Origin of the sequence: Dietzia sp. CH92, assembly GCF_032248695.1 — a bacterium.
Classification (GTDB): Bacteria; Actinomycetota; Actinomycetes; order Mycobacteriales; family Mycobacteriaceae; genus Dietzia.
In genome coordinates this window covers 189,253-213,357 of record NZ_JAVHXC010000003.1, presented here as the reverse complement: position 1 = coordinate 213,357, position 24,105 = coordinate 189,253, and the positions used below count along the sequence as shown (strand labels likewise).

The following is a 24,105-nucleotide window of genomic DNA, read 5'->3' as shown; positions in this document are numbered from 1 at the left end:
GCCCAGATGCGTCACACGAAGCTCAAGGGGGTCGCGGCCCTCGCCGCCGTGCTCTCACTCGTCGCGGCCTGCGGCCAAGGCGGCTCCACCGGAGCCGACAACTCCACCGCCCAACAATCCGGCGACGCGGCGTTCGGCACGTCCGGTCCCGCGCCCGAAGGTGATCCGCGCTCCGGGGGGTCGGTCCGGTTCGCCTATGCGGCGGAGCCGGTGTCCGTCGACTCCGCCAACTGCGGGTATTCCATGAGCTGGATGGCCTGCACGGCCGTCTACGGAAGCCTCGTGACATTCGACCCGCGCACATTGGAGTACGGCCCCGGGTTGGCGGAGAGCGTCGAGTCGGAGGACGGGAAGGCGTGGACGATCACGCTTCGTCCCGACCTGACGTTCACCGACGGGACCCCGTTGGACGCGGAGGCGGTCGCGTTCAACTGGGAGCGGGCGAAGGACCCGGTCAACCGCAATGCCGCTCGCCAGACCGCGCAGTCGATGGAGTGGGAGGTCGTCGATGAGCGCACCCTCGAGGTGAGCCTGCCGGAACCGAACTTCCAGTTCCAGACGCTGCTCTACACCGGCTTGGGCATGATCGGCTCGCCGACCGCCATCCGCGAGAAAGGCCAGGACTTCGCTCTCGAGCCGGTCGGTGCCGGACCGTTCAAGCTGGACCGGTGGTCCCGCGGTACGGAGATGAGCTTCGTCCGCAACGACGACTACTGGGACGCCCCGCGCCCCTACCTCGACGAGTTGGTCATCGTGACCATCCAGCAGGAGCAACAACGCGCCAACGCGCTGAACTCCGGGGACGTCGACATCAACGTCACGGAGACGCGGCGCACCATTGACGAGCTCATCGCTGCAGGGCGATCGGAAGCCCATATGGCCACCCTCGTCGGTGCCGGTATGCGGTTCAACTTCGCCTCCGGGCCGACGACGGACCGTCGAATCCGCGAGGCCATCGGCCACGCGGTCGATCTCGCAGCCATCAGGGAAGCGGTCTACTCGGCGGATCCGGGGCCCGGGATCTTCGGGGTGGAGAACAGTGCGCTCTTCGACCCGGACGCGAAGCTCCCTGAGCACGACCCGGTGCGCGCTCAGGAACTGATCGACGAGTACCGCGCGGAGAACGGCGGCGAGGAGGTCGTCGTCGAGTACCAGACGATGGCCGGTGTCTCCCAGATGATGGAGGAGGCCCAGATGCTCAAGGCGCAGATCGACGCCATCGAGGGGCTATCCCTCGATGTCGTCGAGTTGGACCCGGCCACCTACAGCACCAGGGGCCTGGCCGGCGACTACGAAACGGGCATGGCGAACATGGGCGTCACTCTCGACCCCGCCATGTTCTACGACCGCATGCACACCGACGGAGGCGAGAACACTCAGAGCTATTCGAATGAGGACTTCGACCGGGCGATCGAGAGTGCCAGGGCCACACCCGATCCCGGAGAGCAGGTCGAACACTACAAGGAAGCCGTGCGTCACTACGTCGGCGACGTGGCCGCCCTGCCGTGGACCCCGGCCACGACCTACTGGTTCCACAACGGCGACATCGGTGGGATCACACCCGGGTACAACTACTACCTCCGTCCCGAGCTGCTGTGGCGCTCCGAGTGACACCCGCCCCAGCCCCGATCCACATCCGTCCGCGTGAAAAGGAACTAAGAATGCGTCATCCACGAACCGCCGGGGTCGCCGCGCTGGTAGCCGTCGTCTCTCTCCTCGCGTCCTGCGGGCAGGGCGGCGTCTCCGCGACCGGCGACGTCTCCGCCCAGGAGACCTTCGACACGGCGTTCGGAACGTCGGGACCCGCCCCGGAGGGAGAACCGCGTTCCGGCGGAAGCGTTCGGTATGCGTTCTCGACTGAGCCCGTGTCCGTCGACTCGGCGAACTGCGGTTTCTCGCAAAGTTGGATGGCATGCACCGCGGTCTACGGGAGCCTCGTGACGTTCGACCCGCGCACGCTGGAGTACGCCCCCGGGCTGGCGGAGAGCTTCGAGTCGGAGGACGGGAAGGAGTGGACAATTACGCTTCGTCCCGACCTGACGTTCACCGACGGGACCCCGTTGGACGCGGAGGCGGTCGCGTTCAACTGGGAGCGCGCGAAGGACCCGGTCAACCGCAATGCAGCTCGCCAGACCGCGCAGTCCATGGACTGGGAGGTCGTCGACGAGCGCACCCTCCAGGTGAGTTTGCCCGCACCGAACTTCCAGTTCCCGACCCTGCTGTACACGGGTCTCGGCATGATCGGCTCGCCGACCGCCATCCGAGAGAAGGGGCAGGACTTCGGACTCGAGCCGGTCGGTGCCGGACCGTTCGAACTGGACCGGTGGTCCCGGGGCACCGAGATGCGCTTCGTCCGCAACGACGACTATTGGGACGCTCCGCGCCCCTACCTCGACGAGTTGGTCATCGTGACCATCGCCCAGGAACAGCAGAGGGCGAACGCACTGAAGTCGGGGGACATCGACATCAACACCACCGGTGTCCCCCGCACGGTCGAGGAGCTCAAGGCTGCGGGGCAGTCGGAAGCCCACATGCTGAACCTCATCGGAGCGGGGATGCGATTCAACCTCGCGGCAGGCCCGGCGACGGACCAGAGGATCCGCGAAGCCATCGGCCACGCCATCGATTCCGACGCCATCCGCGAGGCGGTCTACTCGGCGGGCCCCGGTCCCGGAGCGTTCGCGATCGAGGGCAGTGTGCTCTTCGATCCCGAGGCGGAGCTGCCAGGACATGACCCGGCCCGCGCCCAGGCTCTCGTCGACGAGTACCGGGCCGAGACCGGCCAGGACGAGGTAGTCCTGGAGTACACCTCCCTCGCCGGCGTCTCGCAGATGGTGGAAGAAGCGCAGATGCTCAAGGCGCAGATCGACGCGATCGACGGACTGACGCTCGAAGTCCTGGAGCTGGACGCGGCGAGTTACAGCTCCCGCGTCCTCGCCGGGGACTATGAGAGTGCCACCGGCAACATGGGCGTCACGCTCGATCCGGCGATGCTCTACGACCGCATGCACACCAACGGGGGCGAGAACAATCAGAGCTACTCGAACCCCGAGTTCGACCGCGCCATCGAACTCGCCCGGGCGACCTCGGACCCGCAGGAGCAGGTGACGAGGTACAAGGAGGCCATCCGAGCCTATGCCGGTGACGTCGCGGCGCTCCCGTGGACGCCGGCGGCGACCTACTGGTTCCACAACGGCGATATCGGCGGAATCGCGCCCGGATACAACTACTACATCCGGCCGGAGCTGATCTGGCGAGCAGAGTGACGCCTACCCGGTAACGCCCCCGCCCGAACATCCGCCCGCTGAGCGGGACGCGAACGGGCGGGGGCGTTCTTCGATCTTATTCTCACTTTCAGGCATTCGTTGTGACGCAGTTCACTGGATCCGCAGTCCGCTCGTCACGATTCGCGTGGCGCACACACCCACATCGAAAGGTTCCGACATGACCACCAACCCGGTCTCCGACACCGCCGACGCCATCTCCGCAGCCGGCGCCGAGGTCCTCGCCCCTCGCCACATCGCCAGCGGCTACTCGTGGCCCGAGTGCCCGCGGTGGCACGAAGGTCGGTTCTGGTTCACCGACATGTACAACTCCGTCCTGCTGACCCTGGACCTGGACGGGAACCAGGAGGTGATGGTCGACGCCACGGGCCGCCGCGCCGGAACCGACGTCCCGATCTGCCTCGGTGGCTTCGGCTGGCTGCCCGACGGTCGCCTGATCGTCACCTCCATGCACGAGCAGCTCGTGCTGGTGCACGGTGGGGGCGCCCCCGATGACCTAGAGGTCTACGCCGACGTCTCCGAGCACTCACTCAAGGCGATCAACGACATGGTCGTGGACGCCGACGGGCGTGCGTACATCACGCAGCTCGGCTTTGACCTGTTCGCGGGCGAGACCCCCGTCACCTCCCCGCTCATCGTGGTGCAGCCGGACGGCTCGACCGGGATCGCGGAGGGGGTCGGCCCGCTCAACTGTGGCAACGGCATCGCGATCAACGCAGAGGGAACGCGGGTGTTCATCGCCGAGGTCATGGCCAACCAGATCACGGTCGTGGACCGGGCCGCGGACGGGACGTTGTCCGACCCCCGGCCGTTCGCCGCCTGCCCGTTCCTCCCCGACGGCATCGGCCTCGACGCCGAGGGCGGGGTCTGGGCGGCCATGCCGGGCAGCGGACACGTCGCCCGGTTCACCGAGGACGGAATGACCCACGCGGTGGAGATCCCGCTCGAGAAGGGCGTCGCCTCGGCGTGCCTGCTCGGCGGCCCCGATCGCTCCACGCTCTACCTCACGGTCGGCACCGAGGTCTTCGACTTCGAGAAGTCCGCGCGCGAGGGCCAGGGGGCCATCTGGGTCGCCGACGTGCCCTTCAGCGGCGGCGACACCCGTCCCTGAGCACCGCCCCAGACCTGACCTGACCCACCCAACGCAAGGACTCCTCTGACATGAGCACTCTGGATTTCTCCGACCGCGTCGTCATCATCACCGGCGCCGGCCGCGGCATCGGCCGCGCGCATGCCGAACTGCTCGCCTCGCGCGGCGCCGCCGTCGTCGTCGGTGACCTCGGTGCCGCCATCGACGGTTCGGGCGTCGACGGCGACGATCCCGCGAGCGAGGTGGCGGAGGCGATCACCGCCGCCGGCGGTCGCGCCGTCGCCGTCCAGTCCGACATCACCACCCAGGAGGGCGTCGACGCCCTCGTCACCGCGGCACTCGACTCGTACGGCCAGCTGGACGCCGTGATCAACAACGCCGGCATCGTCCGCGGGGCGCCGTTCGACCAGGTCCCCGACGAGGAGTACCAGCGGCACCTGGACGTGCACTTCCTCGGGCCGATGCGCCTGACCCGGGCGGCCTGGCCGCACCTGGTCGCCTCCCCGGCCGGGCGCGTGGTCAACACCATCTCGCAGGCCATGCTGGGCAACCCCGACATGTCCCACTACGGCGGGTCGAAGGGCGCGCTGTTCGGGCTCACCCGCAACCTCGCCCTCGAGGGCCTCGCGTCCGGGGTGAAGGTCAATGCCATCGCGCCCGGCGCGGGGACGCGCATGGCCGAGGCGGCCGCAGACACGCTCTCGCCGGAGGTGATGGAGTACATGCGCACCCAGCTCCTGCCGCAGCACGTCTCCCCGGTCGCCGCCTACCTGGTGCACCCGTCCTGTGAGGTCACCGGGGAGGTCTTCAACGTCGCCGGGGGGATCGTCAACCGACTCGCGCTCGTCAACACCGTCGGCTTCATGGATCCGGGCCTGACCATCGAGTCCGTCGCCGAGCGGTTCGACGAGGTCATGGCCATCACGCCCGAGGCGGCCCCGCAGGTCATCGCCCTCGCCCAGGTCCCCACGTCCTGATCCGCGCCATCGTCCGAACTGGAGAATCACAGTGAGTACATCCGTGCCCCCCGCCCCGGCGGAGACGGCCTACCCCTTCGGTCCCGTCGATCCCACGGAGGCGGCGCGCCGCTACGCGGCGATCGCGGCCGACCGCCCCATGACCAAGATGACGATGCCCTTCGGCGGCGACGTCTGGGTGATCCACCGCAACGCCGCTGCCCGGGAGATGCTCGGTGATCCGCGGTTCGTGCGGGAACCGTTCCGCACCGGCGAACGCGTGGTCCCGTACTTCGTGGAGTTCCCCGAGTTCCTGCGGTCGACACTGCAGTTCGAGGATCCGCCGCAGCACACCAAGCTCCGCAAGCTGGTGCAGAAGTCGATCTCGCCCAAGCGCGTCAAGGCCATGCGCGACTCGGCGGTCGAGTTCGCCAACCACCTCATCGACGAGATGATCGCCAAGGGCGCCCCGGCCAACCTGGTGGAGGACTACGCGGTCGCGTTGCCGATCCAGATGCTCGCCAACCTCCTCGGCGTCCCCCCGGAGGACCGGCCCAAGTTCCAGAAGTGGAGCTCGGCCACCCTGGCCGTGGCGAACATGCCGGAGGAGGAGGTCATGGAGAACATGACCGAGCTCTTCGTCTACCTCTCGGCACTGATCGAGCAGCGGCGTCAGGATCCCAAGGAGGACCTGATCAGCGACCTGGCGAACGCCCGTGACAAGGACGAGTCGCTCACCGACGGCGAGATCCTGCCGATCGCGATGGTCCTCATCATCGGCGGGTTCGACAACACGGCGAACTTCATCTGCGCCGGCACCCTCGCTCTGCTCCGTGAACCCGAGCAGCTGGAGATCCTGCTGTCCGATGTCGACGGCGTGGCGCCGACCGCGGTCGAGGAGATCCTGCGCCACGGGCGGATGAGGATCGGACAGACGGTCACCGGCGGCGGCGGGCTCGTGCCGTTCATCGCCACCGAGGACGTCGAGATCGACGGCCAGCTCATCGCCGCCGGCGAGGCGGTCCTCGTCGACCCGGCCGCGGCCAACCACGACGGCATCGCGGTGGAGGCCGGCGAGCAGTTCGACGTCCGCCGCTCCGGCAACCCGCACCTCACCCTGAGCTACGGGCTGCACCACTGCCTCGGGGCGCCGCTGGCCCGGATGGAGCTGCAGGTCGCGATCTCGGAGCTGTTCAGGCGCCTCCCCGGCCTGAAGCTTGCGGGTGAAGCGGTCGTGGACCCGGACAACCTCACGCAGCCGATCGTCGACCTCCCGGTCACCTGGTAGGGGCGCCGATGCCGAAGGTTCATTACGCGAAGCCGGACGGGACCCAGGTGGTCATCGACGGCACGGTCGGCGATTCGGTCATGGTCACCGCGGTGCGCAACGGGGTCACCGGCATCGTCGGCCAGTGCGGTGGCACCCTGTCGTGCGCCACATGTCACGTCTACCTCGCACCGGCCGAGCACGACCTGTTCGACCCACCCGGAGAGGACGAGGACGACATGCTGGAATGCACCGCGAGCGACCGTGAGGACACCTCCCGGCTCTCGTGCCAGCTCGAACTGCGCGAGGGGATGGAGCTCCACGTGACGATCCCCGACGAGCAGGTGTGACGATGGCTCCGATGATCGGGGCGCAGCCCCGTCTCTTCGAATCACTTCTCGTCGTCGGGGCCGGCCAGGCGGCCGTGCAGTTCGCCGACCGCGTGCGGCAGGGCGGCCACCGCGGCCCCGTCACGCTGATCGGCGCGGAGCCGCACCTGCCTTATCAGCGGCCCCCGCTGTCCAAGGCCTGGCTCCGCGGCGAGGCCTCCGCGGCGGACCTGATGCTGCGCGCACCGGACCATTACGACGACCACGGAATCGAACTGATCACCGACGCCGTCGTCGAGCGCCTCGAGCGCGACGGCGACGGCGTCGTGGGCCACTGGCGGAGCCGTTCGACGGGGGCGCACTCGCGGCGGTTCGACCGGGTCGTGCTCGCGACCGGCGCCCGGCCGCGACGCCTCACGATCCCGGGGGCCTATCACCCCGATGTCCTGGAGCTGCGCGACATCGCCGACGCGGGACGGCTCGTGGATCGGCTCCCCGGGCGGGTCGTCGTCATCGGCGGCGGGTTCATCGGGCTCGAGGTGGCGGCCACCGCGCGTGACCTCGGCGCGGAGGTCACGGTCGTCGAGGCCGGTGATCGGCTCATGGGCCGCGCGGTCGACGCCTCGACGGCCGAGTTCCTGACCCGGGGCCACAGGGCAGCCGGGATCGAGATCCTCCTCGGCGCCGTGCCGGACCGGATCGAGGCCGATGGGGCCGGGCTGCGGGCTGTCGTCCTCGCGGACGGGCGGGTGCTGCCCGCGGAGACGGTTCTCGTGGGCGTGGGGGTGACTCCCCGGACCGAACTCGCCGAGCAGCTCGGGCTCGAGTGTGCCGGCGGGATCCGCGTGGACGAACAGTGCCAGACCTCGGACGGACGGACCCTCGCGATCGGCGACTGCACGATCCAGCGCGTCGACGGTGAGTGGCTCCGACTCGAGTCCGTGGACAACGCGGTGGAACAGGCAGGACTCGCCGCCGACGCGGTGACCGGCGCCGCGCCGAGCACACGGCCGACCCCGTGGTTCTGGTCGGACCAGGGCGGGTGGAAGCTGCAGATCGTCGGCCGCTCGGCGGGCCATCGCGAGGTCGTGGTCCGCGAGGACCCGGACAAGCCGCGTCGCCGGGTGGCCCTCTACTTCGGCGAGAACGGCTTTCTCGGTGCGGAGTGCGTGAACGCCCCGGCGGACTTCGTCGCGCTTCGCACGGCACTCGCCCGGGGCGCCCGGCCGACGCCCGACGCGGTCGCCGATCCGGCGGTGCCGCTGCGCAAGGCGCTGGCCGGGCCGCAGCTCAGCTGGTGAGGGCGAAGCGGGCGGCCACGAGTGCGCCGACCTCGGCGACGGCCGCCCGCGCCCGGGCCACCGAGGCCACCTGCATCGCGAAGCCGTGCCCGACACCGGGGTAACGGAGGAGGGCGGTGGGGGACCCGGCCTCTCGCAGCCGGGCCCCGTACTCCTCGACCCCGTCCCGCAGAGGGTCGGCGTGCCCCACGGCGATCACGGCGGCGGGCAGGTCCTCGAGGGAGGCCGCCAGCGCGGGAACGCCGTACTGGTCATCGCCCGACGGGTCCTCGCCGAGGTAGAGGTTCTTCATCCAGTCGATGTCGGCGGCGGTGAGGAAGGGGCTGTCCCCGAACTCCCGCATCGACGGGCGATCGCGGCGACGCTCCAGGCCGGGGTAGAGCAGCACCTGCTGCGCGATCGCCGGGCCACCCTCGTCGCGTGCACGTAGTGCCGTCGCCGCGGCCAGTCCGCCCCCCGCGCTGTCGCCTCCCACGCCGATGCGTCGCGGGTCGATCCCGAGCCGGTCGGCCGAGTCGTGGGTCCAGCACAGCGCCGCGTAGGCTTCGTCGTTGGCGACCGGATAGCGATGCTCCGGGGCGAGGCGGTAGTCGACGTTGACGAGCACCGCGCCCGTGGCATCGGCGACGTCGCGGGCGAGGCGGTCGAATGATGCCAGGGAACCCATGATCATCCCCCCGCCGTGGAACCACACCAGCGCCGGCGCGGAGGGCGAGTCGGAGACCGCCTCGGGCTGGTAGACGCGGACCGGGATCGGCCCGTGCGGCCCCTCGATCACGTGGTCGGTCACCGAGGCCATCTCCGGCCCCGGCGGCCGCACGATCGACTCGAGCGCCTCCCGCGCTCCCTCGACACCGCGCAGGTGCAACGGCCCCACACCCGCGGCCGCCGCACGGCGGACGATCTCCTCCACGTCGGGATCCCATGGCGTACGACGGGTCTGGTTCATCAACAGCTCCTGTGGGGGTCGGGGGTGGACGGCGAGGGGCGCCGGGCACCAGACGCTACGCGGGGAAACGCGCCGTGGACGTTCGTCTCCCGCCACCCGGGACGACCCCCTCCGGAGCCGTCCCCGCTGCGACAGACTCCAACGATCCGACGAGGCAAGGGAGAACACCGATGTTCGAGTTGAACGACAAGATCGCGCTCGTGAGCGGCGCGGGACAGAGTGTCGGAGAGGGGATCGCCAAGGTCCTCGCCCGCCAGGGGGCGGCGGTGATCGTCAACGACCTGCACGCCGACCGCGCGGAGCGCGTGGCGGCCGACATCCGGGCCGAGGGCAACCGCGCCGTCGCCGCCCCGTTCGACGTCACCGACTTCGACGCGACAGAATCCGCCGTCCGCGCGGCCGAGTCCGAGCTGGGCGGACGGACGGCCATCATCGTCAACAACGCGGGCGTGGCGGAACAGCGCGTCACCAAGCCGTTCCGCGAGCTCGACCCCCAGGACTGGCGCGCCCCGATCGACCTGAACATCTTCGGAGCCATGAACTGCATCAAGGTCGTGCTCGACGGGATGTACGAGGCCCGGTGGGGACGGGTCATCCAGATCTCGTCCGGATCGGCCCGCACCGGACAGAACATCAACCAGAGCATGTACGCCACCGGCAAGAGCGGTATCGAGGGCTTCATCCGGCACCTCGCCGCGGAGAACGGGCAGTACGGCATCACGGCGAACATCGTCGCGCTCGGACTACAGAAGAACCTCGAGGAGAAGATGCCGCCCGAGATGATCTCCCGGCTCCTGGAGGGCATCCCGATCGGCCGGCTCGGCGACCCGGAGGAGGTCGGGGCCTTTTGCGCCTACCTCGCCTCCGAGGAGGCCGGGGGCATGACCGGCCAGACCCTCGACTTCAACGGCGGGTCGCAGACCCGATGACCACCACGGAGCTCTCACTCACCGCGCTCAACGTGGCAGACCTCGACCGGGCGGTGCGCTTCTACGTCGACGCGCTCGGCTTCACCGAGGGCGACCGGTTCTCGGCCGGTGAGTTCGACGCCGCGATCGTCCGCGCCGGGGCGGGCGGACTGGAACTCATGCTGCCGACGGGAGAGTCGGCCGGCCGTTCGCGTGAACACGGACAGATGTTCGGCAAGCTCGTCCTGTCCGTCGACGACGTCGAGGCACGAGTGGCGTCCGCCGCGGGCCATGGTGGGGAGGTGGTCATGCCCGCGACCGAGGTCGCACGGTTCGGGATGATCATCGGGATGGTGCGCGACCCGGACGGGTACCTGGTGGAGATGACGCAGCGACTCCGGCACCAGAATGGGCCGGATGAACACTGAGCACACCGCGTTCTTCAGCCTGGACTCCGCCGGTTCGTATGAGCCCACGGAATACGCCCGCAGCGCGTGGTCGCCGACGATGCTCAACGGGCCCTCCGTGGTGGCGGCCGCCGCCCGCTCGCTGGAACGCGAGCAGGGCGGCGGCGACTTCCTCCCGGCGCGGCTGACCGTCGACCTGTTCGCCCCCGTCCGGTTCGCGCCCCTCGAGGTGTCCACCGAGGCGGTGCGCGCGGGCCGACGGATCCGGGTGGCCGACGCCCGGGTGATCCAGGAGGGGCAGACCGTCGCGCGGGCGACACTCGTCATGCTCCGGCTCGGTGAGCAGCCGGCCGGCGAGGTGTGGACCGCCCCGCGGGAGGTGGGCTTCCCCCGACTACTGGCCGACGAGTCACTCGCCTCGGACGCCCACCACTACTTCGTTGGCGACCCCGAGAACCCCGACCGGTGGAGCCGGGACATGGGTGACCACCAGAACAACCGACGCAAGCGGGTATGGAACCACCCGCGCAACGTGGTGGAAGGGGACCGCGCGACGCCGTTCCAGCGCGCAGCCACGCTGGCGGAGTCCACGAGCCTGGCCACCAACTGGGGCACCGAGGGCATCGGCTTCATCAACGCCGATGTCACCGTCGCCCTGTCCCGCCTGCCCCGGTCCGAGGATCTCGGCCTCGAAGCGGATCAGCACCTCAGCACGAACGGGGTCGCGGTGGGCACGGCGACCCTGTACGACCGGGAAGGGCCGTTCGGGACCGGGACGGTCGTCTCGGTGGCCAACGGGGGGCAGCGTATCGACTTCGGTGAGTGACGGCGGTCCGCGGCGCGCCACCTTCTGGTCGCGGCCCGGCCGCACGAGACGCCCCTGAGGCGCGTGCCCGGCACGCGCCTCAGGGGCGTCGTCGTTCGGCGACCGTCGTCAGTCGTTGGCGAGATCGGTGGCCACCGACCGCTCCCAGATCTCCCGAGCGGCGATCCGTAGCGGACCGACCAGCTCGCGGGGCTCGAACGTCCCCACCGCCGCGGACACCGACAGTCCGGCCAGGTTGCCGTAGGGATGATCGGCCGGGCCGATCGACACGCCCACACAGCCGATGCCGGAGAACGCCTCGCCGCGGTCGAACGCCGCACCGCGGCGACGGATTTCCTCCATCTCCTGCGCGAACGCGGTCGCGGGGTGATGGAACGGGGCGACCGGTCGGCCACGGGGTCCGGTGCGGTCGGCCGGCTGGGGCATCGCCATCTGCACCTTTCCGACCGCTGTCAGATGGGCCGGAATCCGTTGGCCGACGGCGGTGGGCGTGGGGCCGGACCGACGCCCACCGGTCTTGGCGAGGTACACGGTGTCCCCGCGGTCCACCACTCCCAGCTGGATGGTGAATCCGGTCCGGTGGGCGAAGGCGCGCATGACCGGGGTGGCGGCCTGGAGGAGGCGATTGTGGCGGAGGGCAGCCTGGCCGACCTCGTAGGCGTGCACCCCCAGCTCGTAGGTCTGTCCAGGACTCTTGGCGAGCCACCCCGCCTGGGCGAGCTGGTCGAGCAGGCGATGCACGGACGAGCGGGGTAGTCCGGTGCGCGCGGTGACCTGCGCAAGGGTCATCGGCCCGGCGGCGCCGAACGTTCTGAGCACGAGCGAGACCCGGTCGACCATCGACACGGGCACCTCCGCGCCGGGTTCGCCGGTTCTGGTTGCCGGGGCCGGCGCCGATCGGGTGCGGTAGCGGGCCTGCGCCTGCTCGACGGACCGATGTAGGCCGGGCTGGTTCCGGGGGATGTTCCGGGGTGGGTTCATCGTGGGCACGCGTTCCTCCGTACCTGTCGTCCTATGTGATGTGTATCACGCCCATGTGACGGTCGCATGTCCGGGCTCCGTCAAAACCCCTTCATCCCGCTGAGCGGGACGGGCGAGCGTCGGCTGGTTCAGGGCGACGTGCAGCGACCGTCCGACCCTCCCGGTGGGCGGGAGACCCACATCACATCGCGGTCCGGGATCGGCAGGCTGAGCCCATCAGCCACCACCGACCAGGAGGCGCAGTGCGATCCACCACCCCCACCCCGTCCGACCCCGCCGACGCGGTCCGCGAGATCGACGCCGGCACCCCGCCGCAGCGCTACGCCCGGGGCTGGCACTGCCTCGGCCTCGCCCGTGACTTCGCGGATGGCCGCCCGCACCAGGTCTCCGCGTTCGGCACCCAGCTCGTCGTGTTCTGCGGGGAGAACGGCCAGATCAACGTGCTGGACGCCTTCTGCCGACACATGGGCGGCAACCTCGCCCGCGGCACCGTCAAGGGCGACACGATCGCGTGCCCGTTCCACGACTGGCGGTGGCGTGGAGACGGCAAGTGCGTGGGCATCCCCTACGCCCGTCGCGTGCCCCCGGTCGCCAAGACCCGGGCCTGGACGACCGCCGTGGTGAGCGGTCAGCTGTTCGTCTGGCACGACCCGCAGAACCGGAAGCCGCCGGAGGAGCAGGCGATCCCCGAGATCCCCACCCACGGCGACCCGGGCTGGACCGACTGGGTGTGGAACTCGATCGACGTCGAGGGGGCGCACTGCCGCGAGATCGTCGACAACGTCGTCGACATGGCGCACTTCTTCTACGTGCACTACGGGATGCCGACCTTCTTCCGGAACGTCTTCGAGGGACACACCGCGACCCAGGTCATGAGGTCCCTGCCCCGGGCGGACGCCACCGGCGTGAGCATGAACCGGACCAACTACAGCACCGAGAGCAGTTCGGACGCCAGCTACTACGGGCCGTCGTACATGATCGACAAGCTCTGGACGGCCGGCACCGACCCGGAGGGCCCGCCGAACGTCTACCTCGTCAACTGCCACTATCCGATCTCGCCCACCTCGTTCCGGCTGCAGTACGGCGTCATCGCGGCCAAGCCCCAGGGCATGCCCGACGAGCAGGCCCAGCAGGTCGCGGAGGCCATCGCCAAGGGCGTGGCGATCGGCTTCGAGCAGGACGTCGAGATCTGGAAGCACAAGTCGCGCATCGACAATCCCCTGCTGTCCGAGGAGGACGGGCCCGTCTACCAGCTGCGCCGCTGGTACGAGCAGTTCTACGTGGACGTCGAGGACATCGAGCCCGAGATGGTCGATCGCTTCGAGTTCGAGATCGACACCGAGCGCGCCCTGACCAACTGGCAGGCCGAGGTCGACGAGAACCTCGCGGCCGGACGCACCGCCTTCGACACGGCCCGCTGAGCGCCCTCCGCGCCGGCCACCCCCCGAACCCCGACACGAGCAGGACACCCATGACCCACGAAGTACTCGACAAGATCGTCGCGATGGCCGACGACATCCGCGCCGAGGCCGACGCCTCCGACTCGCTGGGGCGCCTCACCGACGGCCTGGCCGCCGGCCTCAAACAGGCCGGGATCATCCGCATGCTGCAGCGCAAGAGCCACGGGGGCTACGAGGCGCACCCGCGCGAGTTCGCCGAGACGGTGATGGCCACCGCCGGCTACTACGGCTCCGCCGGGTGGGTGGGCGGCATCGTGGGCGTGCACCCGTGGCAGCTCGCCTTCGCGGACCCGAAGGTCCAGGACGAGGTCCTGGGCGCGGATTGCAACACCTGGCAGGCCTCGCCGTACATGCCCGGTGGCCTGGCCACTCCCGTCGAGGGCGGCTACCGGATGACCGGGCGTTGGCAGTTCTCGTCCGGGACCGACCACTGCGACTGGATCTTCCTCGGCGCGATGGTCGCCAACCCGGACGGGACGCCGGTGATGCCGCCGGTCGGCCTCCACGTCATCCTGCCCCGCTCGGACTACCAGATCATCGAGGACTCCTGGGACGTGGTGGGGCTGCGCGGCACGGGCAGCAAGGACATCGTCGTTACCGACGCCTTCATCCCCGAGTACCGGGTCATGAAGTCGGCGGAGGTCATGGACGGCACCGCGGCCCGCGAGTACGGCGTCACCGAGACCCTGTACAAGATGCCGTGGTCCACCATGTTCCCGCTCGGGATCACCTCGGCGACCATCGGGATCTGCGAGGGGGTCCTGGCCCAGGGCCTGGCCTACCAGCGCGAACGCGTCGGGGCCACCGGCACCAAGATCAAGGACGACCCGTACGTGCTGCACGCCCTCGGCGAGGCGGCCGCCGAGATCGACGCCGCCCGCCAGCAGCTGCTCGGCAACGTCGACCGGATCTACGACATGGTCGACGCGGGCGAGGAGATCAGCTTCGAGATGCGCGCGCAGTCGCGCCGCAATCAGATCCGGTCGGCGTGGCGCGCGGTCCGGGCCGCCGACGAGGTGTTCGACCGTTCCGGCGGTAACGCCCTGCGCATGGACAACCCCCTGCAGCGCTTCTGGAGAGACGCGCACTGCGGACTCCACCACGCCATCCACGTCACCAGCACCCCCTACCACGCCTCCGCCCTGGCCTCCCTCGGCGTCGAGGTCCCGGTGGGACCGCTGCGCGTGATGATCTGACCCCGCGAGGACCAAGGAACCCCCGATGAACAGCACTTTCGAGATGACAGGCGAGCGCCATTACGGGCGCACGGAGATCAGGGGACTCGGCTACGTCCGAGTCCAGGCGACGGACATGGACCGGTGGCGCGAGCTGGGGTTCGAGGTCCTCGGCTTCGCCCCCGGCAGTGGTGTCGAGGAGGACGCGCTGCACTTCCGGATGGACGAGCGGACGTCCCGGCTGACCGTCGAGCGTGGCGACGTCGACCGCGTGACGGCCGTGGGCTGGGAGGTGCGCGACGCCGCCTCGCTGGCCAGGGTCGCCGCCCGGCTCGACGAGGTCGGTCACGAGTACAGCGCCATGCCGTTCGAGCTCTGCGAGGCACGCCGGGTCGAGGGCGGGCTGAGCCTGCGGGACCCCGGTGGCACGCCGCTGGAAATCTTCTACGGCCCCGTCCTCGACCACAGCCCCCTGATCACCCGCTACGGCCAGCGTTTCGTCACCGGGGACCAGGGCATGGGGCACGTGGTCATGCCGACGGCGAACTTCGACGAGTCGTACCGCTTCTACATCGAGGTGCTCGGATTCCTGCCCCGGGGCGCGTTCCGGATGCCCGCCCCGCCCGAGGCGGGCCCGCTGCGGATCCGCTTCCTCGGCATCAACCGCCGTCACCACAGCCTCGCCATCATGCCGAGCCTCGAGGGCCGCGACCCGGGACTCATCCACGTCATGGTCGAGGTCGACTCGCTCGACGCGGTCGGTCGGGCCCTGGATTCGGTTGAGGCGCGGCACTTCCCCGTCTCGTCGACCCTCGGCCGGCACACCAACGACAAGATGGTCTCCTTCTACGTCCGGGTGCCGGGCGGGTGGGACATCGAGTACGGCACCGACGGTCACCCCGTGGACGAGTCCTTCTACACCGCGGAGGAGATCACCGCGGACAGCTACTGGGGTCACGAGTGGCTGTGGGCCAAGGAGATGAAGGCCGCCCAGCACAAGGCCGAGCAGGAGAAGGAGACCGTCTGATGAGCACCACCAGTGACTACGACGCCGTCGTCGTGGGTGCCGGAATCTCCGGCCTGTATGCCGTCCACACCCTCCGCAAGCGCGGCATGACCGTGCTCGGCATCGACTCCGCCGCCGGCGTGGGCGGCACCTGGTTCCACAACCGATACCCGGGAGCCCGCTGCGACGTCGAGAGCATCGACTACTCGTACTCCTTCGACGAGGACCTCCAGCAGGAGTGGACCTGGACGGAACGCTTCGCCACCCAGCCCGAGATCCTGGCCTACCTCGAGCACGTCGCGGAGCGGCACGACCTGACCCGGTCGTTCGAGTTCCTCACCAGGGTCGTCTCGGCCGAGTTCGACGAGGCCGCCTCGCGGTGGACGGTCCGGACCGACACCGGCAAGACCATCACGGCCCGGTACTGCATCATGGCCACCGGCGTGCTCTCCGCCGCCAACCGCCCCGAGATCCCCGGCCGGGACGCCTTCACCGGCGAGAGCTACCACACCGGGGAGTGGCCGCACGAGCCCGTTGACTTCGCGGGTAAGCGCGTCGCGGTGATCGGCACCGGTTCCTCCGGCATCCAGTCGATCCCGGTCATCGCCGAGACGGCCGAGCACGTCTACGTCTACCAGCGCAGCCCCAACTACTCGATCCCCGCCGGCAACCGCCCCCTGACCCCCGAGCAGATCGCCGAGGTCAAGGCGACCTACCCCGAGCGTCGCCGCAAGGCGCGACTCAGCGGGGGCGGGACCCCGTTCACGCCGTACCCCAAGGGGGCGATGGAGGTCGACGACGACGAGCGGCAGCGCGTCTTCGACGAGTGGTGGCATCGCGGCGGATACCTCTTCGCCAAGGCCTTCCCCGACCAGACCGTGAACATGGCCGCCAATGACGCCGCGCGCGAGTACGTCGAGGCGAAGATCCGCCAGATGGTCGACGACCCGGCGATCGCCGACGAGCTCATCCCCACCGACCACCCGATCGGCACCAAGCGCATCGTCACCGACGACGGCTACTTCACGACCTTCAACCGTGAGAACGTCACCCTGGTCAACCTGCGCCGCACCCCGATCGAGGAGATCACCCCCACCGGTATCCGCACGACGGACGGGCACCGTGAACTCGACATGATCGTCTTCGCCACCGGCTTCGACGCCATGACCGGGGCGCTGTCCCGCATCGACATCCGCGGTCGCGACGGCCGCGACCTGCGCGAGGCGTGGTCGGCGGGTCCCCGCACCTACCTCGGCCTCATGACCGACGGTTTTCCCAACATGTTCATCATGGTCGGGCCGGGTAGCCCGAGCGTCCTGGCCAACATGGTCCTCGGTGCCGAGCAGCAGGTGGACTGGATCGCGGCCTGCCTCGACCACCTCCGCCAGAACGGCGCCGCGGCGATCGAGCCCACGCCCGATGCCGTGGACGAGTGGGTGGCCGAGGTCAACAGCAAGGCCGCCGGGACGCTCTTCCCCAGCGCGAACTCCTGGTACATGGGCGCGAACATCCCCGGTAAGCCGCGGGTGTTCATGCCGTACATCGGCGGGTTCGCCGCCTACGGGCAGGTCCTCGACGAGGTCGCGCGGGACGGATACCGCGGCATGACCATCACCTCCGCGCAGAACGCGCTCGTCGGCCACGGGGAGCGCTGAGATGACGAGTACCCGTCGCAGCGACCTGCACCCCGATGTCGAGCAGATGCTCGCGAACCTGGAGGCGGGCTTCCCGGACGTCACCCAGCACCAGCCCGCCGAACTGCGCGAGCTGATCGCCGCGCGGCGGGCCCCCCTCCAGCGGCAGCCGGACATGCTCGCCGTCGTCGATCTCGTCATCGACGGTCCCGGCGGCGACCTACCGCTGCGCGTCTTCACCCCGCATGCCGCCTCCCACTCGTCCACGGACGCTCCGCTGGACGTGATCGTCTTCGCCCACGGCGGCGGCTTCGTGTTCTGCGACCTGGACTCGCACGATGAGTTCTGCCGGTCGATGGCCGAGGCCCTGTCCGTGGTGGTCGTGGCGGTGGACTACCGGCTCGCGCCGGAGCACCCGGCGCCCGCGGCGATGGAGGATGTCTACTCGGCGGTGTGCTGGGCTGCTGAGCACATCGCCGAGCACGGTGGCGACCCCGCCCGGATCGCCGTCGCCGGCGACAGCGCCGGCGGCAACCTCGCCACCACGGTGTGCCTGGCCGCCCGGCAGCGCGGGGGCCCGGAGATCCTCGCGCAGATCCTGCTCTACCCGGTGATCGACGACGACTTCGAGACCGAGTCGTACCGCCTCTACGGCGTCGGGTACTACAACACCACGAAGGCCATGCGCTGGTACTGGGAGCAGTACGCACCGGGCGGAACCGACAGTGAGCTCGTCATCCCCACGAAGGCCGACACTCTCAGCGGCCTCCCGCCCGCGCTCGTCGCGACCGCGGAGCTCGATCCACCGTGCTCGGCGGGTGAGGACTACGCCCGCCGATTGGCCGAAGACGGCGTCCCGGTGCTCGCCCACCGCTTCGACGGGCTGTTCCACGGCTTCCTCACCTTCCCGTCGCTGTCCCTGACCGGGCCCGCCCGCGCGGAGCTCTGGACGCTCATGCGGCGCGTGCTGGACGGGCAGGTGACGTCATGACGGGCCGGTTGGACGGGCGTGTCGCCCTGGTCACGGGTAGCAGTCGGGGGATCGGCCGCGGGATCGCGCGGCGGCTCGCGTCCGAGGGCGCCACCGTGGTGGTCACGGCACGGTCGATGACGCCGTCGGCCTCGATCCGAGATGGCCGCGAGCAGGTCATCGGCGGCTCGCTCGCCGAGACCGTGGACCTCATCACTCGCGCCGGTGGCCGGGCCCTGGCGATCCCGGCGGATCTCGAGAACCCCGAGCAGCGCGACGGCCTGGTCGACGCGGTGATCGAGCAGGCCGGGGCGCTGGACATCCTGGTCAACAACGCCGGCTTCGCCGACTACGCGCCCATCGAGACGATGGGCGCCGACACCTTCGACCGCACGGTCGAGCACTACCTGCGGGTCCCGTTCCTGCTCACCCAGAAGGCGCTGCCCCACATGCGCGCGGCCGGTCGGGGGTGGATCGTCAACATCGGCTCCAGTACGGGCCTGCCGCCGATCCGCCCCTTCCGCGAGTACAACAAGACCTCCGGTGACGTGGTGTACGCGTCGATCAAGGCGGCGCTGCACCGGTTCACCCAGGGCCTGGCGGCCGAGGTCATGGACGACGGGATCTGCGTCAACGCGGTGGGCCCGTCGACCGCGATCCGCACGCCCGGCGCTAGTGACCTCCTCCCGGAGGGATACGAGGCCGAGCCGGTCGACTACCTGGCCCAGACCGTGTTGGAGATGTGCACCGGATCGCCCGCCGAACGGACGGGCCTGGTCACCTTCAGCCTGCACTACCCCTGGTCGCAGGGCGTCCCCGTGTTCGACGTGGAGGGCGAGACCGAACTGCCACCGCTGGAGCCGCCGCAGTGGTGCAACCCGAACATCGCGCCGGCGGGGATCTGAGGTGGCCACGATGAACGACCCGCACGCGGCGATCGACGCCCGGGCCCGCTTCGCCGGGGGCGTCGCCGTGGTGACCGGTGCGGCCGCCGGGGTGGGTGAGGGACTGGTCCGCCACCTCGCGCAGATCGGGATGACTAGCGTCGTCGCGGACATCGACGTCGCCCGCGCCGAGCGGGTCGCCGAGTCGATCCGCGACGGCGGAGGCCGGGCCGAGGCCTGCCACGTCGACGTGGTGGACCCCGCCTCGGTCGACGCGCTCGCCGCGTCGGTGTTCGACCGACACGGGGGCGTCGATCTGCTCATCGCCAACGCCGGCGTCGAATCGGCCGGGCTGCTGTGGGAGATCGACCCCCGGCGCTGGCGCACGGTGATGAACGTCAACGTGGACGGCGTCTTCCACTGCGTGCGGTCGTTCGTGCCCCGGATGATCGCCGCCGGGACGCCGTCGTGCGTCGCGACCGTGTCCTCGGTTGGCGGGATCAACAGCGTCGCTGTTCAATCCCCGTACATCGTGAGCAAGTTCGCGGTGGAGGCCATGACGGAGGCGCTGCACCAGGACCTCGCCGTGGTCGGCGCGCCGATCCAGGTCAGCGTCCTCATCCCGCACTCGATCCGCAGCGAGATCTTCCGCGCCGCCAGGCGTGACGCCCCCACCGAGAACCCGGTCGCCAACGCGGTGTTCGACGCCATGCAGCGCGACAACGAGAGCACGGGCCTGGACCCGCTCGTCGCCGCCGAGCACATGGTCGCCCAGATCGCCCGCGGCGACTTCTGGATCCACTCCGACGACCGGCTGTGCACCGCGGCGCTCGAGCGCCGCGCCCGGCAGCTCCTCGACTCCTCCCCACCGGCAGACCCGCGCGCGATGCTCGACCGCATGGGCGTGCCGCTCCCGAAAGGCTCCTCCTCATGACCAGCACGACCTCCCCCCGCGCGGTAGGCGCGACGGACGCCGACGACGCTGCCCGCCTGCGCGAGGCGATCGACGGGTGTGACCCGGCGCCCCTGCTCATGGCGCTCGTCCACGTCACCGGCGACACCGGCCTGCTCGACGAGTTCGAGCCGCGCCTGACCTACGGCGAGCCGGGCAGCCACTACAAGACCGGCGACGCGCCGGTCGTCCCCCCGGGGCAGTACCCGGACGACGTGGTGGCGGACATCCGGGCCCGCGCCCACGAGCTTCTCGAGCCCGGCATGACCGACGTCCTCGGCGTGCCCGACCCGGAGCTGTTCAACCGGATGGCCCGGATCGCCACCTCGGAGCGCGTGGACGCCGAGTTCGTCCCAATCCTGCGGGAACAGGCCGGCTTCGTGCTCTCGGAGCGCCGCGTCCCCGTCACGGTGGACCCGCCCGCCGACTTCTCCGTGATCGTGATCGGCGCCGGCATCATCGGCATCAACGCCGCCATCAAGCTCGGCGAGGCCGGGTTCTCCTACCGGGTGTTCGAGTCCCGCCACGAGATCGGCGGGACCTGGTCGGCCAACACCTACCCGGGCGCGGCCGTGGACACGCCCAGCCACTACTACTCGTACTCGTTCGAGCTCAATCCCGACTGGTCGCGGTACTACCCGACGGGCGCGGAGTACCAGAAGTACCTGCGCGGAGTGGTGGACAAGTACGACATCGCCCGGAACATCGAGTTCAACACGCGCGTGCGGAGCACCACGTGGCTGGAGGACGAGCACCGCTGGGAGGTGGTCACCGAGGGCTCCGACGGCACGCTGACCACGCACCGGGCCGCCGCGGTGGTCACCGCGCTGGGCATGCTCAACTCGCCCAACATCCCCCGGGTCGAGGGGATGGAGGACTTCGCCGGCCGGATCGTGCACACCGCGCAGTGGGACGACGACGTCGACCTGGACGGCAAGCGCGTCGTGGTGCTCGGCACCGGGTGCACGTCCGTGCAGGTGGTGGCCGCGATCGTGGACCGGGTCAGTGCCATGGACATCGTCGTGCGTACCCCGCACTGGATCGTGCCGGAGAGGGCGGTGCAGAACGACGTCCCGGAGGCGCAGAAGTGGGCGCTGGCGCACATCCCGCGGTTCCACGAGTGGTTCCGCCTGCGGGCCTACTGGTTCGCCTCGGACAACCTCTACCCGCTGCCGCGGATCGACCCCGAGTGGGCCGCGACCCACTTCTCCGCGTCCCCCGCCAACGAGATGGTGCTGCAGAACGCCACCCGCTACCTGCACGACAGCTTCCCCGACCGGCCCGACCTCATCGAGAAGCTGACCCCGGACTTCCGGCCGTACGGCAAGCGGATCGTCAAGGATCCCGGCTTCTACAAGGCCCTGAACCGCGAGCACGTCTCCCTGCACCGGGCCTCGTTCGAGCGCATCATCCCGGACGGCGTCATCACCACCGAGGGCGAGTTCATCCCCGCGGACGTCATCATCCTCGCCACCGGCTTCAAGCTCGAGTTCACCACCGGCATCGAGATCACCGGCCGCCACGGCCGCACGCTCGCCGAAGAGTGGGCCGGAGGGGAGGACCCGCGCGCTTATCTGGGGGTCCAGGCGGCGGGTTTCCCCAACCTGTTCATCACCGCAGGCCCCAACTCCGCACCCAACCACGGCGCGGGACACAACATCACGAGCGAGGAGCAGGTCCACTACGTGATCGAGTGCCTGCAGTACCTGCTCGAGAACGACCTCGACGCGATGGACGTCAGGCCCGAGGCGGTCGCGGAGTACAACCAGCGGGTCGACGAAGCGCTCGAGAAGACCGTGTGGATGCATCCGGGCGGCTCGAACGTCGGCGGCTACTACCGCAACTCGCAGGGCCGGTCGGTCGTGGCGTGCCCGTGGCGACTGGTCGACTACTGGACCATGCTGCGCGAGCCCGACCCGCGGGCGATGGAGTTCCTGTCCCGGGCACCCCGCGACGCCGCGGTCGGGGGCTGAGCGCCGTGGCGATGAGACCGCACCGGTGCCGCACGTGCGAGCGGGAGGTCCGGGTGGAGAAGTTCAGCGAGGCCCACACCTCGATCCAGTGGGTCGGCGGCACCGCGGGCTGCCCGGTCATCGCCGCGGACGGCACCCGGCCGGGTGACCCGGGACGGGAGTGCACGGCGCTGCGCGCGAGCATCGACCGCGCGGTCGCGGACGGGGAGATCACGGTCTCCCACGTCGAGCTGCCGACGGGCGCGGGCATCCCCCGGCTGCACTGAGTGAGGAGACACAGGTGACACGGAACGACTCCGGCGACCGGGCGGGCACGGCGTGGGACGCCGTCGCCGACGTCATCGTGGTCGGCATGGGCGCGGCGGGGTGCGCGGCCGCGGTGGCGGCCCACGACGCCGGCGCGCAGGTGCTGATCCTCGAGAAGGGCGATGCGGATACCGCAGGCGGGAACACCCGGGTGTCCGGCGGGGCCTGGTTCGGCCACGACGACCCCGAGGGCATCGCCACGTACCTGCGCGCGCTCTGCGGGGACCGGCCGGTTCCCGAACCGATCATCCGGGCCTGGGCCCACGGCACCCGGGAGATCACGGAGTGGATGAGCTCGCTCGGGGTCACCGCGCTGCCGCTCCGGCACTTCCCCGTCGAGTACCCGGAGCTGCCCGGCAGCGACGCCTACGACCACCTGCGCTGCGTCGACGGGGCCATGGGTGACGGGCGGCTCTACCGCGCGCTGGAGACGATCGTGCGCGAGCGCGACATCCCCGTGCGGTACGGGTCCCCGGCCACCGAGCTCGTGACGGACCCGGCCGACGGCCGGGTGACCGGTGTCCTCACCGCCGCTGGCGAACGGCTGGCGGCCCGGCGTGGGGTGGTGCTGAGCACCGGGGGTTTCGAGGGGGACGCGGACCTGGTACGCGAGCATCTCGGCCTGGAGGACCCGCCGCTGTGGGGCAGTGCGGCGGCCACGGGGGACGGGCTGCGGATGGCGCAGGACATCGGCGCCGACCTGTGGCACATGGACAACATGATGGCGGTCAACGGGATCCCCCGGCCCGACTCGCGGCACGGGTCCTTCGCGATGCTGATCCACCGCCGCGGGTACCTGTGGGTCGACGACGACGGGCGCCGCTTCGTCGACGAGTGCGTCCCCACCGGGCACGGGCAGGCCCTCATCGACGGGGAGTACCGGCTGCACCCCGAACGCCCCATGCACGTCGTGTTCGACGAACGCACCCGCCTCGCGGGCCCGATCGGCGCCGTCCCCGAGATCCTGCCGGTGGGGTGGAGCCTGCTCGTCGACGGCTACCGGTGGAGCCCCGACAACTCGGTCGAGATCGAGGCCGGGTGGATCCACCGGGCCGACACCCTCGAGGAACTCGCCGACGCCACAGGCGTGCCGGCAGCGGCTCTGGTCGAGTCGGTGGCCCGGTACAACCGCGCCTGCGAGACCGGGCACGATGAGCACTTCGGCCGGGCGCCCGAGACGTTGGTGCCGGTGTCCGAGCCGCCGTTCTACGCCTACCGGAGCGGCCCGATGCTCGGCTGGACGAGCGGCGGGCCGCGTCGCGACGAGCACGCCCGGGTGCTGCGACCCTCCGGGGAGGCGATCGAGGGGCTCTACGCCGCCGGCAGCGTCAGCTCGACCTACAGCTGGGCGAAGGACGGCGGTTTCCACATCGCCGACGCCCTCGTGTTCGGCCGGATCGCGGGCGAGCACGCCGCCGCACGCGGCTGACGCCCGGGCCGTGGCCGG

The 24,105-nt window shown here is 70.3% G+C and carries 22 protein-coding genes; 20 read left to right on the top strand and 2 right to left on the bottom strand.

The genetic code is table 11. The annotated features are described in order from the left end of the window. Window positions 1-6: 6 nt before the first annotated feature. The 7 genes from RWK90_RS07430 (at window position 7) to RWK90_RS07400 (ending at window position 8,227) form a co-directional block, all read left to right on the top strand. Window positions 7-1,611: an ABC transporter substrate-binding protein gene (locus tag RWK90_RS07430; protein WP_314036351.1), complete on the top strand. Its 1,605-nt coding sequence runs from the start codon at window positions 7-9 to the stop codon at window positions 1,609-1,611. 50 nt (window positions 1,612-1,661) lie between these two features. Beyond that, window positions 1,662-3,266 (top strand): ABC transporter substrate-binding protein, encoded by a 1,605-nt coding sequence (locus RWK90_RS07425; protein WP_314036349.1) that lies wholly within the window; start codon window positions 1,662-1,664, stop codon window positions 3,264-3,266. Between the two features lie 178 nt (window positions 3,267-3,444). Then, window positions 3,445-4,395 carry an SMP-30/gluconolactonase/LRE family protein gene (locus tag RWK90_RS07420; protein ID WP_314036347.1) on the top strand — a complete coding sequence of 317 codons (951 nt, stop codon included), beginning with the start codon at window positions 3,445-3,447 and terminating at the stop codon, window positions 4,393-4,395. Between the two features lie 50 nt (window positions 4,396-4,445). After that, a complete protein-coding gene (locus RWK90_RS07415) occupies window positions 4,446-5,351 on the top strand; it encodes an SDR family NAD(P)-dependent oxidoreductase (protein WP_314036345.1) in 906 nt (301 codons plus the stop codon). A 31-nt stretch (window positions 5,352-5,382) separates the two neighbouring features. Continuing rightward, window positions 5,383-6,618, top strand: a complete 1,236-nt coding sequence (locus RWK90_RS07410; RefSeq protein WP_314036343.1) for a cytochrome P450 — start codon at window positions 5,383-5,385, stop codon at window positions 6,616-6,618. A gap of 8 nt (window positions 6,619-6,626) precedes the next feature. Beyond that, complete coding sequence (locus RWK90_RS07405; protein WP_314036341.1) at window positions 6,627-6,947, top strand: 2Fe-2S iron-sulfur cluster-binding protein; 321 nt, start codon at window positions 6,627-6,629, stop codon at window positions 6,945-6,947. Window positions 6,948-6,949: 2 nt separating this feature from the next. Further along, on the top strand, window positions 6,950-8,227 hold the full coding sequence (locus RWK90_RS07400) for an FAD-dependent oxidoreductase (RefSeq protein ID WP_314036340.1): 1,278 nt from the start codon (window positions 6,950-6,952) through the stop codon (window positions 8,225-8,227). On the opposite strand, the gene RWK90_RS07395 is transcribed toward RWK90_RS07400, so the two are convergent. After that, window positions 8,217-9,176, bottom strand: coding sequence for an alpha/beta hydrolase (locus tag RWK90_RS07395; protein ID WP_314036338.1), 960 nt, complete (start codon window positions 9,174-9,176; stop codon window positions 8,217-8,219). The genes RWK90_RS07400 and RWK90_RS07395 overlap by 11 nt on opposite strands. 170 nt (window positions 9,177-9,346) lie before the next feature. Between RWK90_RS07395 and RWK90_RS07390 the strand changes: the two genes are divergently transcribed. From RWK90_RS07390 to RWK90_RS07380, 3 genes are read left to right on the top strand one after another with little or no spacing between them, the layout of a single operon-like run. After that, window positions 9,347-10,105: an SDR family NAD(P)-dependent oxidoreductase gene (locus RWK90_RS07390; RefSeq protein ID WP_314036336.1), complete on the top strand. Its 759-nt coding sequence runs from the start codon at window positions 9,347-9,349 to the stop codon at window positions 10,103-10,105. Next, window positions 10,102-10,512, top strand: coding sequence for a VOC family protein (locus tag RWK90_RS07385; RefSeq protein WP_314036334.1), 411 nt, complete (start codon window positions 10,102-10,104; stop codon window positions 10,510-10,512). Before RWK90_RS07390 ends, RWK90_RS07385 begins: the two co-directional genes overlap by 4 nt. Next, the gene (locus tag RWK90_RS07380; RefSeq protein WP_314036333.1) at window positions 10,502-11,317 is read left to right on the top strand and encodes an acyl-CoA thioesterase domain-containing protein; all 816 of its coding nucleotides are present in this window, start codon (window positions 10,502-10,504) and stop codon (window positions 11,315-11,317) included. The genes RWK90_RS07385 and RWK90_RS07380 overlap by 11 nt, the downstream gene beginning before the upstream one ends. A 108-nt stretch (window positions 11,318-11,425) precedes the next feature. Here the strand turns inward: RWK90_RS07380 and RWK90_RS07375 are convergent, their stop codons facing one another. Next, window positions 11,426-12,157 (bottom strand): IclR family transcriptional regulator, encoded by a 732-nt coding sequence (locus RWK90_RS07375; protein ID WP_396230299.1) that lies wholly within the window; start codon window positions 12,155-12,157, stop codon window positions 11,426-11,428. Window positions 12,158-12,540: 383 nt separating this feature from the next. On the opposite strand from RWK90_RS07375, the gene RWK90_RS07370 reads away from it, so the two are divergent. From RWK90_RS07370 to RWK90_RS07325, 10 genes are read left to right on the top strand one after another with little or no spacing between them, the layout of a single operon-like run. Next, window positions 12,541-13,719, top strand: a complete 1,179-nt coding sequence (locus RWK90_RS07370) for a Rieske 2Fe-2S domain-containing protein (protein ID WP_314036331.1) — start codon at window positions 12,541-12,543, stop codon at window positions 13,717-13,719. 50 nt (window positions 13,720-13,769) lie between these two features. Further along, complete coding sequence (locus RWK90_RS07365; protein ID WP_314036329.1) at window positions 13,770-14,954, top strand: acyl-CoA dehydrogenase family protein; 1,185 nt, start codon at window positions 13,770-13,772, stop codon at window positions 14,952-14,954. A 25-nt stretch (window positions 14,955-14,979) separates the two neighbouring features. Next, on the top strand, window positions 14,980-15,960 hold the full coding sequence (locus RWK90_RS07360; protein ID WP_314036327.1) for a VOC family protein: 981 nt from the start codon (window positions 14,980-14,982) through the stop codon (window positions 15,958-15,960). Beyond that, window positions 15,960-17,594, top strand: a complete 1,635-nt coding sequence (locus RWK90_RS07355; RefSeq protein ID WP_314036325.1) for an NAD(P)/FAD-dependent oxidoreductase — start codon at window positions 15,960-15,962, stop codon at window positions 17,592-17,594. The genes RWK90_RS07360 and RWK90_RS07355 overlap by 1 nt, the downstream gene beginning before the upstream one ends. Before the next feature lies 1 nt (window position 17,595). Then, entirely contained in the window at window positions 17,596-18,564 is a 969-nt protein-coding gene (locus RWK90_RS07350) for an alpha/beta hydrolase (RefSeq protein ID WP_314036323.1), read from the top strand. Beyond that, on the top strand, window positions 18,561-19,448 hold the full coding sequence (locus RWK90_RS07345) for an SDR family NAD(P)-dependent oxidoreductase (protein WP_314036317.1): 888 nt from the start codon (window positions 18,561-18,563) through the stop codon (window positions 19,446-19,448). The genes RWK90_RS07350 and RWK90_RS07345 overlap by 4 nt, the downstream gene beginning before the upstream one ends. A 10-nt stretch (window positions 19,449-19,458) precedes the next feature. After that, the gene (locus RWK90_RS07340) at window positions 19,459-20,361 is read left to right on the top strand and encodes an SDR family NAD(P)-dependent oxidoreductase (protein ID WP_314036315.1); all 903 of its coding nucleotides are present in this window, start codon (window positions 19,459-19,461) and stop codon (window positions 20,359-20,361) included. Next, on the top strand, window positions 20,358-22,352 hold the full coding sequence (locus RWK90_RS07335; RefSeq protein ID WP_314036313.1) for an NAD(P)/FAD-dependent oxidoreductase: 1,995 nt from the start codon (window positions 20,358-20,360) through the stop codon (window positions 22,350-22,352). The genes RWK90_RS07340 and RWK90_RS07335 overlap by 4 nt, the downstream gene beginning before the upstream one ends. Window positions 22,353-22,405: 53 nt before the next feature. After that, window positions 22,406-22,618, top strand: a complete 213-nt coding sequence (locus RWK90_RS07330) for a hypothetical protein (protein ID WP_314036311.1) — start codon at window positions 22,406-22,408, stop codon at window positions 22,616-22,618. Window positions 22,619-22,632: 14 nt separating this feature from the next. Further along, the gene (locus RWK90_RS07325) at window positions 22,633-24,087 is read left to right on the top strand and encodes an FAD-dependent oxidoreductase (RefSeq protein ID WP_314036309.1); all 1,455 of its coding nucleotides are present in this window, start codon (window positions 22,633-22,635) and stop codon (window positions 24,085-24,087) included. Window positions 24,088-24,105: the final 18 nt, after the last annotated feature.